General features: G+C 65.0%; 21 protein-coding genes. 10 read left to right on the top strand and 11 right to left on the bottom strand.

What is annotated here, in order from left to right:
* Positions 1–23: 23 nt before the first annotated feature.
* Complete coding sequence (locus tag AIOL_RS03405) at positions 24–542, bottom strand: hypothetical protein (protein ID WP_049641592.1); 519 nt, start codon at positions 540–542, stop codon at positions 24–26.
* A 90-nt stretch (positions 543–632) separates the two neighbouring features.
* A complete protein-coding gene (locus AIOL_RS03400) occupies positions 633–1229 on the bottom strand; it encodes an FMN-dependent NADH-azoreductase (protein WP_049641591.1) in 597 nt (198 codons plus the stop codon).
* Between the two features lie 108 nt (positions 1230–1337).
* Here AIOL_RS03400 and AIOL_RS03395 point away from each other — a divergent pair, with 108 nt between their 5' ends.
* The gene (locus AIOL_RS03395) at positions 1338–2219 is read left to right on the top strand and encodes a LysR family transcriptional regulator (RefSeq protein ID WP_049641590.1); all 882 of its coding nucleotides are present in this window, start codon (positions 1338–1340) and stop codon (positions 2217–2219) included.
* Positions 2216–3103: a DMT family transporter gene (locus AIOL_RS03390; protein WP_049641589.1), complete on the top strand. Its 888-nt coding sequence runs from the start codon at positions 2216–2218 to the stop codon at positions 3101–3103. Before AIOL_RS03395 ends, AIOL_RS03390 begins: the two co-directional genes overlap by 4 nt.
* Before the next feature lie 34 nt (positions 3104–3137).
* Here AIOL_RS03390 and AIOL_RS03385 read toward each other — a convergent pair whose 3' ends face one another.
* The gene (locus tag AIOL_RS03385; RefSeq protein ID WP_049641588.1) at positions 3138–3512 is read right to left on the bottom strand and encodes an ArsR/SmtB family transcription factor; all 375 of its coding nucleotides are present in this window, start codon (positions 3510–3512) and stop codon (positions 3138–3140) included.
* Positions 3513–3657: 145 nt separating this feature from the next.
* Between AIOL_RS03385 and AIOL_RS03380 the strand changes: the two genes are divergently transcribed.
* Entirely contained in the window at positions 3658–4029 is a 372-nt protein-coding gene (locus AIOL_RS03380) for a MarR family winged helix-turn-helix transcriptional regulator (protein ID WP_049641587.1), read from the top strand.
* 3 nt (positions 4030–4032) lie between these two features.
* Here the strand turns inward: AIOL_RS03380 and AIOL_RS03375 are convergent, their stop codons facing one another.
* Positions 4033–4242 carry a hypothetical protein gene (locus AIOL_RS03375; RefSeq protein ID WP_049641586.1) on the bottom strand — a complete coding sequence of 70 codons (210 nt, stop codon included), beginning with the start codon at positions 4240–4242 and terminating at the stop codon, positions 4033–4035.
* Positions 4243–4344: 102 nt separating this feature from the next.
* Between AIOL_RS03375 and AIOL_RS03370 the strand changes: the two genes are divergently transcribed.
* The 6 genes from AIOL_RS03370 (at position 4345) to AIOL_RS03345 (ending at position 7951) form a co-directional block, all read left to right on the top strand.
* Entirely contained in the window at positions 4345–5241 is an 897-nt protein-coding gene (locus AIOL_RS03370; protein WP_049641585.1) for a LysR substrate-binding domain-containing protein, read from the top strand.
* A gap of 147 nt (positions 5242–5388) precedes the next feature.
* Complete coding sequence (locus AIOL_RS03365; RefSeq protein WP_049641584.1) at positions 5389–5730, top strand: AtpZ/AtpI family protein; 342 nt, start codon at positions 5389–5391, stop codon at positions 5728–5730.
* The gene (locus AIOL_RS03360) at positions 5723–6472 is read left to right on the top strand and encodes a F0F1 ATP synthase subunit A (protein WP_049641583.1); all 750 of its coding nucleotides are present in this window, start codon (positions 5723–5725) and stop codon (positions 6470–6472) included. Before AIOL_RS03365 ends, AIOL_RS03360 begins: the two co-directional genes overlap by 8 nt.
* A 57-nt stretch (positions 6473–6529) precedes the next feature.
* On the top strand, positions 6530–6766 hold the full coding sequence (locus AIOL_RS03355) for a F0F1 ATP synthase subunit C (protein ID WP_049641582.1): 237 nt from the start codon (positions 6530–6532) through the stop codon (positions 6764–6766).
* Positions 6767–6840: 74 nt separating this feature from the next.
* Complete coding sequence (locus AIOL_RS03350) at positions 6841–7392, top strand: F0F1 ATP synthase subunit B' (protein ID WP_049641581.1); 552 nt, start codon at positions 6841–6843, stop codon at positions 7390–7392.
* Between the two features lie 4 nt (positions 7393–7396).
* On the top strand, positions 7397–7951 hold the full coding sequence (locus AIOL_RS03345; protein ID WP_049641580.1) for a F0F1 ATP synthase subunit B: 555 nt from the start codon (positions 7397–7399) through the stop codon (positions 7949–7951).
* A gap of 132 nt (positions 7952–8083) precedes the next feature.
* Here the strand turns inward: AIOL_RS03345 and AIOL_RS25380 are convergent, their stop codons facing one another.
* The 6 genes from AIOL_RS25380 to AIOL_RS03320 form a co-directional block, all read right to left on the bottom strand.
* Positions 8084–8224: a hypothetical protein gene (locus tag AIOL_RS25380; protein WP_160314396.1), complete on the bottom strand. Its 141-nt coding sequence runs from the start codon at positions 8222–8224 to the stop codon at positions 8084–8086.
* A 234-nt stretch (positions 8225–8458) separates the two neighbouring features.
* Positions 8459–8941, bottom strand: a complete 483-nt coding sequence (locus tag AIOL_RS03340) for a metal-dependent hydrolase (RefSeq protein ID WP_049641579.1) — start codon at positions 8939–8941, stop codon at positions 8459–8461.
* 3 nt (positions 8942–8944) lie between these two features.
* Positions 8945–9715 (bottom strand): FadR/GntR family transcriptional regulator, encoded by a 771-nt coding sequence (locus AIOL_RS03335; protein WP_049641578.1) that lies wholly within the window; start codon positions 9713–9715, stop codon positions 8945–8947.
* 58 nt (positions 9716–9773) lie between these two features.
* A complete protein-coding gene (locus tag AIOL_RS03330; protein WP_049641577.1) occupies positions 9774–10436 on the bottom strand; it encodes an OmpA family protein in 663 nt (220 codons plus the stop codon).
* A 95-nt stretch (positions 10437–10531) separates the two neighbouring features.
* A complete protein-coding gene (locus tag AIOL_RS03325; RefSeq protein ID WP_049641576.1) occupies positions 10532–11386 on the bottom strand; it encodes a bifunctional helix-turn-helix domain-containing protein/methylated-DNA--[protein]-cysteine S-methyltransferase in 855 nt (284 codons plus the stop codon).
* Between the two features lie 69 nt (positions 11387–11455).
* Positions 11456–12430, bottom strand: coding sequence for a glutathione S-transferase family protein (locus AIOL_RS03320; RefSeq protein ID WP_049641575.1), 975 nt, complete (start codon positions 12428–12430; stop codon positions 11456–11458).
* A 95-nt stretch (positions 12431–12525) separates the two neighbouring features.
* On the opposite strand from AIOL_RS03320, the gene AIOL_RS03315 reads away from it, so the two are divergent.
* On the top strand, positions 12526–13668 hold the full coding sequence (locus AIOL_RS03315) for a flavin monoamine oxidase family protein (protein ID WP_049641574.1): 1143 nt from the start codon (positions 12526–12528) through the stop codon (positions 13666–13668).
* 9 nt (positions 13669–13677) lie between these two features.
* Here AIOL_RS03315 and AIOL_RS03310 read toward each other — a convergent pair whose 3' ends face one another.
* Complete coding sequence (locus tag AIOL_RS03310; protein WP_049641573.1) at positions 13678–14283, bottom strand: Hint domain-containing protein; 606 nt, start codon at positions 14281–14283, stop codon at positions 13678–13680.
* Positions 14284–14322: the final 39 nt, after the last annotated feature.

Here is a 14322-nt window from a genome sequence, read left to right as displayed (position 1 = left end):
GATTGCGGGACGCTCCGTTTCGGTTAGGCTTGGCTTTGGCTCTGCCCTTGCAGCGGCAATTGCCCGTGGCCCCGGTGTGAGAGCCAGTCATTCATGGCATCCGCGACATCGTAGACCTCTTGGTTGCCGCTGGGCAGGTGCTGCAGGCGAAAGCTCTCGCCGCGCGCGGTCGTCAGCTCGATCCAGCACGGCTCGCCCCGGACCACCTTGGCGTGCTCTAGCTGGTGCAGTTTTACCGTGTGGGTGACGCGGCTGATAAGCGTGTGCCGGTCCGAGCGCACAAGGTTGTGGTCGTGGTCCACCACCACGCTGCCATATTCGACCATGCAAGCGGCCAGCGCCAGAGAGATCGCAGCAAGGATGCCGGCCTCGCCGCCCTGCAGCCTGGTGCCATCCGCAAAGAACCTAAGCGCCCCGGTGTCGAGATGGAACCGCAGCAACAGACCCGCGAAGAGCAGGAAGAGAATGGCCATCGCGATGGCCTCTGCCGCGCGGACGTAGCGAATTTCAAGCCGGTGCTGCGATGTATGTGTGATCCGCATGGGCAGAATATGCGGGCATCGCGTCGGTCTGTGAACCAAAAACTCGGGGCATCCGGTGCGAATGCCCCAAAGATATGACGCAATGACCGCCTATGCCGCCAAACTAAGCGCATCCACGGCCGCGTTGGCGGATTGCACGGTGGCCTCCATGTCGCTCATCGCCCGATCCGCGCGGATGAATTGCACGTCGTGGATGCCCAGGAAGCCCAGCACATGCTTTAGATGCGTCGTGGCATAGTCGATGGAAGAGAACGCCTCGGTCCCGCCCGAGGCGATGGCGACAACGGCGCGCTTGCCCTCCAGAAGGCCCTGCGGTCCGTCCGGCGTGTAGCGGAAGGTCAGGCCGGCGCGGGCGACGAGGTCGATCCAGGCCTTCAGGCTGGCGGGCACGCCGAAATTGTAGATCGGCAGCCCGATCAGCACCGTGTCGGCGGCCTGAAGCTCGGCCACCAGCGTATCGGACAGCGCCAGGCGCGCGCGCTGCTCGGGGCTGCGGTCGGCGGCGGGGGTGAAGTTCGCGCCGATCCAGGTCTCGTCGATATGGGGCAGCGCGTCGGCGAGGTCGCGGGTGGTGACCTGCGCGCCGCCCTCGGCCTCGTAGCGGGCGATCAGGCGGTCGAGCAGGCCGCGGCTGATCGAGCCGGTGCGGCGGGCGGAGGCGTCTATGCGGAGAATGGCGTGGGTCATGGTAGGGCATCCTTTAATATCGGCTTGTGCAGCAACAGTTGGCCCTTGCATTTTCGAACGCAATCGCGATTATCAAACAGAACATGTTGAGAAGCGCACAGGTGTAAGATGGACAGCTGGGACGAGATCAAGACCGCCTATCACGTCGCGCGCCTGGGCACGGTCAGCGGCGCCGCCGAGGCGCTTGGCGTGCACCACGCCACGGTGATCCGCCATATTGACGCGATCGAGAACCGCCTTGGGGCGAAGCTCTTTCAGCGGCACGCGCGGGGCTACACCCCGACGGAGGCGGGGCGGGATCTGCTAGGCGTGGCGCAGACCACCGACGACCAATTCACCCAGCTTGTCGGGCGCATCCGCGGACGCGGCGATTCTGTGACCGGTGAGCTGATCGTCACCACGATCAGCGCCCTGGCGCCGCTGCTGGTGCCCTCATTGGCGAAGTTCCAGGACCTGCACCCCGAGCTTATCGTGCGACTTCTCACCGATGAGCGGGTGTTCCGCCTGGAATATGGCGAGGCCCATGTCGCCGTGCGCGCGGGCCCTAAGCCCGAGGAGCCCGACAACGTGGTGCAGTTCTTTCAACAGCAGCACGGCACGATGTATGCCTCGCCCGACTATCTGGAGGAATACGGCACGCCGCAGGGGCTGCACGACCTGCGCGAGCACCGCTTTGTCTCGCATGACAGCGAGACGGCGCGGGCGCCGTTTGATCGCTGGATCCGCGAGAATATTCCGCATGAGAACATCACCTTTCGCGGCACCGAGCAGCAAGTTCTGCAGCAGGCGGTCTGCGCCGGGGCCGGGATCGGCTACTTCACCCATTGGGATGCCAAGCGGCACCCCGACCTGGTGGCCGTGACCGAGAGCCTAGAGGAATGGTCCTCGCCGATCTGGCTTGTAACCCATGTCGATCTGCACCGCACCATGAAGGTTCAGGCCTTCACTAGTTTCCTAAAGGAAGAAGCCGAGAACTGGTTCCAGGAATGACGGCACTGGCATCGGCCCCAATGCGCGGCCATGCGGCGATGTTGGTCTTCTCGGCGCTGGTGGCGGGGTCGTTCAGCCTGGGCGGGCTGATGGCGAATGAGATCTCGCCCGCGGCGCTGACCACTGCGCGGTTCGGCCTGGCGGCTCTGATCATGGGGGCGCTGGCGCTGGTCTTTACGGGCGTGCCGCGCGCGGCATTCGCCGCGCCCTGGCGCTACCTTGTCCTGGGCGGCATGTTCGCCATTTATTTCGTGCTGATGTTCGAAGGGCTCAAGACCGCGCCGCCGGTAAGCACGGCCGCCGTTTTCACCCTGATGCCGATCATGACGGCGGGGTTCGGCTGGCTCTTGCTGCGGCAGGTCACCACCGGCTGGATCGCCTTGGCCCTTGCGGTGGGGGCGTCGGGCGCGCTGTGGGTGATCTTTCGCGGCGAGTTGGCGCTGGCGCTGGCCTTCGAGGTCGGGCGCGGCGAGGCGATCTATTTCATCGGCTGCATCTTTCACGCGGCATTCGTGCCGCTGCTTCGGCTGCTGAACCGGGGCGAGCAGTCGCTGGCCTACACGTTCCTGTTTATGCTGGGCGGGTTTCTTTTGCTGCTGGTCTGGGCCTGGGGGGACATCCGCGCCACCGATTGGGGGGCGCTGCCGCAGGTGGTCTGGGTGGCGCTTGCATATCTCGCGGTCTTCGCCTCTGCCGCGTCGTTCTTTTTGCTGCAATACGGCGCGCGCGTGCTGCCCTCGGCCAAGGTCATGGCCTATTCCTATCTCACCCCAAGCTGGGTGATCCTGTGGGAGATTGCGCTGGGCCACGGCCTGCCGCCGCTCTGGATCGCCGCGGGGGTCGGGCTAACCGTGATCGCCCTTCTAATGCTTCTGCGGGAGTAGGCCTTTACCTAAATGAGTTCGCTGCGCTCACGCTTTATGAGCCCGTACTCGCCTCCGGCTCCGTGCGGGCGGATTGGTGCCCGGGATCGAGCTCTGTCTCAAGGAAACGCTCGAAGGCGTCCAGGTTCACCGGCTCGAACTGGCCAAAGCCCTGCATCCAAACGCTGGCCCCCTTCATCGCCTCGGGCTCTAGCTTGCACCATTTCACGCGCCCGCGCTTCTCCTGAGCGATCAGCCCGGCCTTGGTGAGGATCACCAGGTGCTTGGAGATCGCGGCGAGCGACATCTCGAAAGGCTCCGCCACATCGGTCACCGCCATGTCATCCTCCAGCAGCATGCGGAGGATCTCGCGGCGGGTCGGGTCGGCCAGGGCGGCGAAGACCTGATCAAGGGGATCTGTTTGGGTCACACCGCGCTGGGTAGCGGTCCTTTCGGGGCGCGGTCAAGAGATGGACATTAGATGCATATACCAATAGATGTAGATAACATCTAATTGGAGAATCGCCATCCTGGAGGACATCACCAAGGTCGCTTTCGCGTATCGGCGCGCGCTTTTGGCGGCGTTTGAGGCGCTTGGGCAGCAGGTCACCCCCGAGGAATGGACGACGCTCGCGCAGATGCAGGCCAACCCGGGCATGACCCTGCGCGCCCTGGCCGAGCGCCTGGGGCGCGACCCGACGACCGTCACCCGCATGATCGACCGGCTGGTGCGCAAGGGGCTGGCCGAGCGGCGCGCCGACCGCAAGGACCGCCGCGCGGTAAGGCTGTTCCTAAGCCGCCATGGCTATGAGACCTTCGCGCAGCTTGCGCCCATCGCGGAGGGCGTTGCCGCCCGCGCCGCCCAAGCCGTCCCGAAGGCGGCTCAGGAGGAGGTCGCGACGGCGCTGCGCGCCGTCCTGGCGCAGTTGGATGCCGAGCAGCCTTAAGCGTCAAAGCCTTGGATGCACATTCGTCTCGGAGGGAAGCTGCAGCCGCAGCCGCTCGATCTCGTAGGTTTTGAGCCCCATGTCCCGCGCCAAGTGATCGGAGAGCGGCGGGCGCGGCCTGTACCGCAGCGGCAGGCGCAGGCGCAGTATGCGCAATTTGGGCACAAAGCGACGGATCGCCCACCAGGGGGCGTTGGTTGAGATATCAGCCATGTCGGCCTCCTTTATCAGGTATGGTGCAAATATGTGGTCACCAGCTGCGCGGATCAAACCTAGATCCTTGACATTACATGTGCGTTTTCTGCACATAGTTTCATGTCCCGCTCCTTGCCCCCGCTGAACGCCCTGCGCGCCTTCGAGGCCGCCGGGCGCCACCAGAGCTTTTCACGCGCCGCCGAGGAGCTGGGCGTTGCCCATAGCTCGATCAGCCGCCATGTGCGCGGGCTGGAGGATCGGCTGGGCGTTGGGCTGTTTCAGGCGGTTTCCCAGGGCGTGGCGCTGACGGAGGCCGGGCGGCGTTACATGGCGCATATCACCCCGGCCTTTGACCAGATCGCCGAGGCCACGGACGCGATCTCCGGGCGGCCCGAGGGGCTGCTGGTGGTGAACTCCGAGCCGCTTTTCGCGTTGAAATGGCTGATCGGGCGGCTGAGCGGTTTCAAGCGCGCGCATCCCGAGGTGGATCTGCAGCTAGAGGCCACCGGGGAGCTGGTGGACCTTGCGCGCTATCAGGCGGACCTGGTGATCCGGTTCTTTAAGACGCACACCCCGGAGGGCCCGGCGGACCTGATCTCGGATCGCGGCATGTACCCGTTCGCGACGCCGCAGATCGCCGCCACGATCAACCGCCCCCTGGATATCCTGCGCCACCCGATGCTGCAGGACCGCGGCGGCAACACCTGGGGCGCGTGGTTCGACCTGGTGGGCGGCGCCCCGCCGGAGGCGCTGCCGCAGCTTGGGCGGAGGATGCGCGCCTCTCTGTCGATTGAGGCCGCCGTGGCGGGGCATGGCGTGATCCTGACAAGCTCAGAGATCGTAACCGGGCATGTGGCGCGCGGTGAGCTGGTGCAGCTATTTGATGTGCCGCTGCGGCTGGGGGCGTATTACCTGCTGATCCGCGAGGACGCGCGGCGGATGAAGCCGGTGCGCGCGTTCCGCGCCTGGCTGCTGGCGGAGACGGTGGAGCTGCGCGATGCTCAACCAGGTGGTTGAATATGCGCGCGCGCCGTGGGCGGGGTGCGGCGGCTTGGCGCGCCAAATAAAATTATTTAAAAGCAGTTAGTTACGCGCGTGTGGCGCGGCTTGACTCTGTGCCCCCGCATTCCTAGTGTCCGCCCGGAAGATTGAGGGGCATGTGGTATGGCCGATCCGGTGGACAAAGCGCAGCTAGAGCGCCTTGAGGCACGGATCACGGCGATGAAAACCGCCAGCGCGCCGCGCCCCAAGATCGAAGAGCACCATTCCCAGGCGCATCTTGCCTGGCGGATGGTGATCGAGCTGGTGGCGGGGATCGTGATCGGCTTTGGCTTGGGATACGGGCTCGATTGGGTCCTTGGCACGCTGCCGCTGTTCCTGGTCATAATGACATTGCTGGGTTTCGTCGCCGGGGTGCGCACCATGCTGCGCTCGGCGCAGGAGATCCAAGAGACAGAGAACGCCGGGCCGGTCCCGGCAACGGACGAGGATAAAACGCGTGGCTGACGAAAAAGCAGAAGGCGGTCTGGTTTTCCATCCCATGGATCAGTTCATCGTGAAGCCCCTGTTTGGGGACGGCGCGGTGGCCTGGTACACGCCCACCAATGTGACGTTCTGGCTGGCGCTGTCGGTGCTGGCCGTGGTGCTGATCCTGGTGGTGCTGCCGCGCGGGCGCGCCGTGGTGCCGACCCGCGGCCAATCCATCGCCGAGCTCGCCTATGGCTTCATCTACAAGATGGTCGAGGACGTCGCGGGCAAGGACGGGGTCAAGTACTTCCCCTACATCATGACGCTCTTCATGTTCATCGTGTGCGCGAACTTCCTGGGCCTGCTCCCCGGGGCGTTCACCACGACCAGCCATATCGCGGTGACCGCGGTGATGGGCTTTGGCGTGTTCTTCGCGGTGACGATCCTGGGCTTCGTGCTGCACGGGATCTCGTTCCTCAAGCTGTTCTGGATCAGCGCCGCGCCGCTGCCGCTGCGGCCGATCCTGGCGCTGATCGAGATCATCTCTTACTTCGTGCGCCCCGTCAGCCACTCCATTCGTCTGGCGGGCAACATGATGGCCGGCCACGCGGTGATCAAAGTGTTCGCGGCATTCGCCGCGGTGACGCTGATCTCGCCGCTGTCGATTGGCGCCATCACGGCCATCTACGCGCTGGAGGTCCTGGTGGCCTTCATCCAGGCCTACGTGTTCACGATCCTAACCTGCGTGTACCTGCGGGACGCGCTGCATCCGCATCACTAAAGTTTCGGTGGGCAGATTGCCCACCCTACACGAACTTCCAACGTAAGGAGAAATGTCATGGAAGAAGCAATCGTTACCGGTCTCGCCTATGCTGGCGCAGGACTTGCATGCACGGGCATGGGCGGCGCCGCAGTTGGCGTGGGCCACGTTGTCGGCAACTACCTGGCGGGCGCGCTGCGCAACCCATCCGCCGCGGCTGGCCAGACGGCCACGATGTTCATCGGTATCGCGTTCGCGGAAGCGCTGGGGATCTTCTCGTTCCTCGTTGCTCTGCTGCTGATGTTCGCCGTCTAATCCACCGAATACTCCTTACGGGTTGGGCGCGCGACTTGCGCGCGCCCGGCATGACTTGAGGGTCGGAGGACGATATGGCTACTGAGACAGACACCCACGGCGCCGTCAGCGCCTGTGTCGACAGCCACGGCGGGGCCGTGGGCATGCCGCAGCTCTGCGGCGATTGGATGGGCAACCAGGTCTTCTGGTTGGTGATCACCCTGGTGGTGATCTACTTCATCCTGTCGCGCGTCGCGCTGCCGCGGATCGCATCCGTACTGGCCGAGCGCCAAGGGACGATCACCAATGACATTGCTGCCGCCGAAGAGCTGAAGCAGAAGGCCGAAGAGGCTGAGGCCGCCTATAACAAGGCGCTGGCCGATGCGCGCGCGGAGGCGTCCAAGATCGTCGCCGAGGCCAAGGCCGAGATCCAAGCCGATCTCGACGCGGCCACGCAGAAGGCCGATGCCGAGATCGCCGCTAAGGCCGCCGAGAGCGCCAAGGCCATCGCCGCGATCCAGGCGAGCGCCATGGAAAGCATCGAGGCCGTTGCCAAGGACACCACCGGCGAGATCGTCGGCGTCCTGGGCGGCAAGGCCGACGCGAAGGCGATCACAGCGGCTGTGACCGCCGAGATGAAAGGGTAGGGGCATGAAGAAACTCTCATTGATCCTCGCCCTGGCCGCGACGCCCGGCTTTGCCGCGTCCGGTCCGTTCGTCTCGCTCAGCAACACCAACTTCGTGGTGCTGATCGCGTTCCTGATCTTCGTGGGCATCATCATCTACCTGAAGGTCCCTGGCCTTCTGGGCGGGATGCTGGACAAGCGGGCCGAGGGCATCCGCGCCGAGCTCGACGAGGCCAAGAGCCTCCGCGAAGAGGCGCAGACCATCCTGGCCAGCTACGAGCGCAAGCAGCGCGAGGTGCAGCAGCAGTCCGAGCGTATCATCACCCAGGCCAAGGAAGAGGCGCAGCGCGCCGCCGAGCAGGCCAAGGAGGACCTTAAGGTCTCGATGGCCCGCCGGATCACCGCCGCTGAGGACCAGATCGCCAGCGCCCAGGCCAAGGCCGTCAAAGAGGTGCGCGACGAGGCCGTCAGCGTGGCCGTGTCCGCCGCCCGCGCGGTGATCGCCAAGCAGATGACCGCCGCACAGGGCAACGCCCTGATCGACGACGCCATCTCGACCGTCCAGGCCAAGCTGCACTAGCAGCTGCCGGCACTGCCGAACAAAAGAAACCCGGGCTCAAAGGCCCGGGTTTTTCTTTACGAAAGAGAGAGGCGCCAAGGCTACAGCGCGGGCAGACGCGCCTGCTCAAGCCTGCCTGGCGAAGTAAGCGCCCTAAACCGCGGCCCAATCGGAATAGGTGAACCGGCGCTGCTCGGCCCGGACCGGCGCCTTCCGCCGGGGCTCGGCCATGGCGATCTCGCTGGGGCTGCGCATGGATTGCGGGATGTAACGGTGGGCGGTGCAAAAAATCATGGCTCAGTCTCTCTCGTTGGCGTTTCAGTCCTGATAAACACATCAGCACCATTCCCGCGAAACCAAGCAATATCACCGAGACGTCAGAGCTTTACGGGTTCGCGTTATCGAATGACGACCTGCCAGGATACTGGCAAAAACACGTTAGGAAATGGGGTGTTACCCGCGCGCCGGGGTAAGGTCGCCTTAACCCAGTTCACGCGATTCTGTAACATTCTGCGCCGCAGCAATGTTTCAGCGCGTCTTACGCCTGTCCCAAAGATACACCGCAATCGCGATCAGAGTGACCGCGATCTCGACCTGGAAATAGGGGTGGTTGATAAACGACAAGATCCAGTGGCTATGCGTGGCCTCTACGACGACCAGGGGATGCGCGTGGTCGGACAAGGGCCAAGCCCAGGCGATGTTCCCCGCGACGCTGTCCAGCACCACATGCAAGACCGCGCCCAACGCGAGGCCGATGACAAGCGCGGGCATCCTCCCTCGCGACCACCCGAAGAGCAGCGCGGCGATCAGCAACCCGACCCAAAGCGCCGGGCGATGCGTCAGGTAGTTGTGGTGATGCACCTGCTGCGCGCCGATGGTGAAGAACCACAGCATATCAATATCGGGGACCACGCCACCGATCACCCCGCCAAGAACGAAGCTGCGCGGCCAGCTTTTGGGCGTGAGGAACCGAAAGGCCAAGTACGTGCTTGGCAGGTGGCCGATGATCATCCGTTACTTCCGGGCTTGCTCATGCTCGAACCGCTTCTGGGCGACGGTCTCGTTCCGCTCGGCCTTGCGCAGGTCCGATAGCGAGGATTTCACGTAGTTCAGATGCGCCTCCACGGCCCGGCGGGCCGCCTCTGGGTCGCGGCGCTGCAGCGCCTCGTTGATCACCCGGTGCTGGTCCAGCAACTCGTTGCGCGTGATGCGCTGCTTGAACATCTTCTGGCGGTTATAGAACACGCCCTCGCGCAGCAGTTCATACATCGAGCGCATCATATGCAGCATGACCACGTTGTGGCTGGCCTCGATGATCGACAGGTGGAACTCGGCGTCCAAGGCGGCCTCGTCCGCGGGGTTGCGTTTGGAATGCGCGGCGACCATCTTGTGGAAAATGGCGTCGACGACCTTCAGATCGGTGTCAGAGCCCAGCCGCGCGGCGCGCTCTGCCGCCAGGCCCTCCATGTCGCGGCGAAAGTCGATATAGTCGAACACCGCCTCGTCATGGGCCGCAAAGAGCGCGGTCAAGGCGGGCGAGAAGGCCGAGCCCAGCACGTCGGCCACATAGATCCCAGCGCCCGCCTTGGTGTCCAGAAGCCCGCGCTCCTGCAGCTCTGACACCGCCTCGCGCAGCGAGGGGCGGGACACGCCGAAGCGGTCGGACAGCTCTCGCTCGGAGGGCAGGCGCTCTCCGGGGCGCAGGATACCGCGCAGGATCAACAGCTCGATCTGCCGCATAACGGCATGGCTAAGCTTCTCGGATTGTATCTTTTCGAAGGGCATCGGACCTCGCCGCGAAATTGGTCAGATCATATGACCAATGCGGCGAGGCCTCAATAACTTACTGGTTCGGGCGGATCGAGATATCCACGCGGCGGTTCTGCGCCCGCCCCTCAACCGTCAGGTTGGACCCGATGGGTTGGTTCTCGCCCAGGCCAAAGCTGTTGATCCGGCCCGCGGGCACGCCAGAGCCGATCAGGATCGACGACACAGAGGCCGCGCGCCGCTCGGACAGGTCCTGGTTATAGGCCGCGCCGCCGGTGTTGTCAGTATGGCCCACCACCTGCACGGTGCTGTCGGGATAGCGCTGCAGGCTGTCGGCCAGCACCGCCAGATCAGAGCGCAGGCCCGGCTTTACCGCCGCGCTGTCGATGTCAAACAGGATGTCGTCGGGCATGCGCACGATCAGGTGGTCGCCGTTGTTGATGATCTGGATGCGCCCGTCCGAGAGGTCGCGCTGCAGCTCGGCGGCCTGCTGGTCGAGGTTATAGCCAACGCCGGCGCCAACCAAGCCGCCAACGACGGCCCCGGCAAGCGCGCCGCGACGGCGCTCGCCGCCATCGTCGCCGGTCAGCGCGCCCAGCACGCCGCCAATCACCGCGCCCACCGCGGCGCCTTCCTTGGTGCGCTGGTTGGGGTCCGAGGTTTGCACATCGGTGCTTGTGCAGGCGCTTAACGCCAGCGCAGAGACCGCCGCGAGCACTGTCATACGGGTAAAAAACATGGGGTCTGCCTTTGTTTGCCTCAGTTTAGTTGCTGGCAGAATAGCGCCGAAGCGTGGCCGAGCGCAAAGAAAAACCCCGTGATCGTCGGCGGGGATCAGCCGATGGCGTCCGCCCGCGCCGCCTCATAGGCCAGCATCGCGCGTTTGACCGGCAGGCCCCAGTGGTAGCCGCCCAGCCCGCCGGACTTGCGCAGCGCGCGGTGGCAGGGGATCAGCCAGCTGACCGGGTTGCGGCCCACGGCGGTGCCCACGGCGCGCACCGCGCGCGGGTTGCCGATGCTTTCGGCGATCTCGCCATAGGTGGTCACCTGGCCGGAGGGGATGCGCAGCAAAGCCTCCCATACCTGCACCTGGAAGGGCGCGCCGATCAGGTAGAGCGGGGTGGGGTCCGCGGCGTTCTCGGCCCCGAAGGCGGCCAGCACCCAGGGGCGCAGCGCCATCGGGTCCTCGACGAAGGCGGCCTTGGGCCAGCGCGACAGGAGGTCCTGCATGGTGGCCTCCTCGCCGGTCTCCGCGGCAAAGCCCACGCCGCAGATGCCGCGCTCCGTGCCCGCCACCAGCGCCAGCCCGAAGGGGCTGTCAAACCAGCCCCAGAAGACGCGCAGCCCGGCGCCGCCACGGGCGTAGTCGCCGGGGCTCATCGCCTCCCATTTCACGAACAGATCATGCAGCCGCCCGCTGCCGGACAGCCCGACCTCGGCCGAAGCCTCCAGCGTGGTGAAGTTCTCGCGCAGCAGGGCGCGGGCGTGGTCCAGCGTCAGGTATTGCTGATAGCGCTTGGGCGAGACGCCCACCCAGCGGCTGAACACGCGCTGGAAATGCGCCGGGCTCATCCGCATCTCGGCGGCGAGCTGGTCGAGCGACAGATCGGCCGCACCCTGGTCGATGATCTCCAACGCGCGGCGGATCACGCCGTAATGATAGCCGGTCTCGGGGGTCTGAGCGTTCATGGCAACATCCTCTTGTTGCCCCAAAGATAGGCGCCCGGCGCCCGCCAAGCGACCCGTTTCCTGCGCCAACTATCCGCGCCTGTGCGGTTCCATCCAGTCGATCACCGGGTTGATCGGCACGATCCGGTGCGGGTTAATGCTCTCGTGGCTGTAATGGTAGTGCCGCACGATGTGGTCAAAATTCACCGTCTCGGCCACGCCGGGCCATTGATACAGCTCACGGGTGTAGCCCCAGAGGTTCGGATAGTCGATGATCCGGCGCCGGTTGCACTTGAAATGCAGGTGGTAGACCGGGTCGAACCGCACCAGCGTCGGGAATAGGCGCCAGTCGGCCTCGGTCACGCGATCGCCCATCAGATAGCGAAGGGAGGCGAGGCGGTCCTCGAGCGAATCGAGAGTCTCAAATAGAGCGCTGACCGCCTCGTCATAGGCATCCTGAGTGGTGGCAAAGCCGGATTTGTAGACGCCGTTGTTGACAGTGTCGTAAATCCGGGCGTTGACCGGCTCAATCGCAGATCTGAGGTCTTTCGGCCAAAAGTCCATCTCATTTGATGTGATAACATCGAAGCTCTCGTTGAACATGCGAATGATCTCAGAGCTCTCGTTCGAGACGATGGTTTCGCGCTTCTTGTCCCACAAAATCGGCACCGTAACGCGGCCCGAGATCTCAGGATCCGCCTTCAGGTAGATGTCTCTCGCGAAGGGCAACCCATAGAGCGTGTCGCCGGTAGCACCCGGGTAATCGTCGGCCAGGCTCCAGCCGTCGGACAGCATGTCGGGATGCACCACCGATACGGTGATCAGGTCGCTCAGCCCCTTCAGCGCGCGGAAGATCAGCGTGCGATGCGCCCAGGGGCAGGCGTAGGAGACGTAAAGGTGATAGCGCCCCGCCTCGGCCTGAAAGCCGCCTTCGCCCGTGGGCCCGGCGCTGCCATCGGCGGTGATCCAGTTGCGGAACTTCGCCGTCGAGCGCACGAACTTCCCGCCGGTCGATTTGGTGTCATACCAGACGTCATGCCAGACGCCGTCTACAAGCTGTCCCATTGCGATCTCCCTTGCTGCGCTGCAAGCTAGGGCGGCTCGGGCGCGCCGTCACGGCGCAGGGCGCGTGCGCTGGCGCACAGGCATTGGAGGCGTGCATGCAAAGACGGCATTTCTTGCGGGTTGGATTGGCGGGGCTGGCCGCGCCAGCGGCGCTGCGGGCGGCGGGCAAGCCGCGCGTGATCGTCGTGGGCGCGGGCGCGGCGGGGGTGACCGCGGCGCATGACCTGATCCAGGCCGGGGCCGAGGTCACCGTGCTAGAGGCCGCGCCGCGCTGGGGCGGGCGCGTGCAAAGGCTGCGCGGGTTCGCCGATTTTCCGATAGACCTTGGCGGCGAGTGGATCCACACCGACCCAGACGTGCTCAGCGAGATCGCCGGTCGCGACGTCTCTGGTGCGGTGCGCACCATCCGCTACAATCCTCAGACCTACCAGCTCTGGCACCGCAAGCGGCTGCAGGACTGGCCCAACCTCTGGCCGGGCTACGAGGAGGCCAAGTTCCACCGCTCCACATGGTTCGGGTTCTTCGAGCGCTTCCTTTGGCCCATTGTGGCCGAGCATGTGCGCCTCAGCGCCCGCGTGACGCATATCGATCACAGCGGCCCGGGCGTGCGGGTCACCGCGGGCGGGCAGACATACGCCGCGGACCGGGTGATCGTCACCGTCCCGCTGGGGATCCTGAAGTCCGGCGAGATCGCTTTCACGCCCGCGCTGCCGCGCTCCCGCGTGCGGGGCTTCAAAGGGTTCAACTTCGGCGAGGGCTTCAAGGTCTTCATGAAGTTCAAAGAGCGGTTCTATCCCGATATCCTGCTGACCCAGTCCTGGACCTCTGCGATGGCCGACACCTGGGATGACAAGACCTATTACGACGCGGCGTTCGGCAAGGGCGCGGACACGCATCTGCTGGGGCTGCACACCGCGTCCGGCCTGCGCAGCGCCCGCGCGCAGATGGGCAAGGCCGATTTGATCGCGGATGTCTTGGCCGAGCTCGATCAGATCTATGACGGGGCGGCATCAAAGCTGTTGATCCAGGCCGAGGCCCGGAACTGGACGCAGGACCCCTATATTCGTGGTAATTACTCGATGGAGTATGACTACCAGGAGTTCGACTCGATTGCCGCGCTCTTTGCGCCGCTGGGCGACCGGGTGTTCTTCGCTGGGGAGGCCATGGGCGGCGACCACCAGTCCACGGTGCATGGCGCGGCCCTGTCGGGGAGGGCGACGGCCCGCGCGGTGCTTTAGGCGGTGGATCTAGGCCGCGTTCCGGCTGCGTCGCAGCGCCGGCAGCACCTGGGTGCGCAAAAGCTTGGCTTCCCAGGATTGGATGCCGGGGCGGGCAACGCTTTGATGCGTTATCCCAACCCCAGGGGCCTCGAACACGTCTTGGAAATAGGTCGATTCGCACCACAGCCCGTTGGCCAAAACGATCTCGTGGTGATCGAATAAAAGCTGGAAGCAGAACTGCTCCTCCCAGGGGGCGCCGCGGGTCTCTGGCAGGATCAGCGCCTCGGCGGGGGCGAAGACCTCGCCATGCCCAAAGAGGTGTTCCACCAGGGGGCCGCGCATCAGTACCTTATGCCCTGGCGCCAGCAACAGCGGCGCGCTCGGCGCTTGCGGCCCAACGGTTCCGGTCGGCAGCTCGATCGGCCAGTCGTCAATCGGGGCGACACCGGCCTGGCGGTAGCCGATCCAGCGCAGCGGCTGCGCGCCGCGGTCCCGCGTGATGACTTTGTCGCCGGGGGCCAGCCATTCCACCGGCAGATCGCCATCGGTTGTCGAGATCAGCGTGCCGGGCCCAAACCAGCTTGCCCCCGGGCGGATCGGGTTGGCGTGGTCCAAATTGTTGCTCGCGTCCATGAAATCAGCCCCTTTATTTTGATTTACGCAACGCTAGAG

Source organism: Candidatus Rhodobacter oscarellae (assembly GCF_001078595.1).
In the GTDB taxonomy this organism is placed as follows: Bacteria; Pseudomonadota; Alphaproteobacteria; order Rhodobacterales; family Rhodobacteraceae; genus Rhodobacter_B; species Rhodobacter_B oscarellae.
This window is presented reverse-complemented; position numbering and strand designations above follow the sequence as displayed.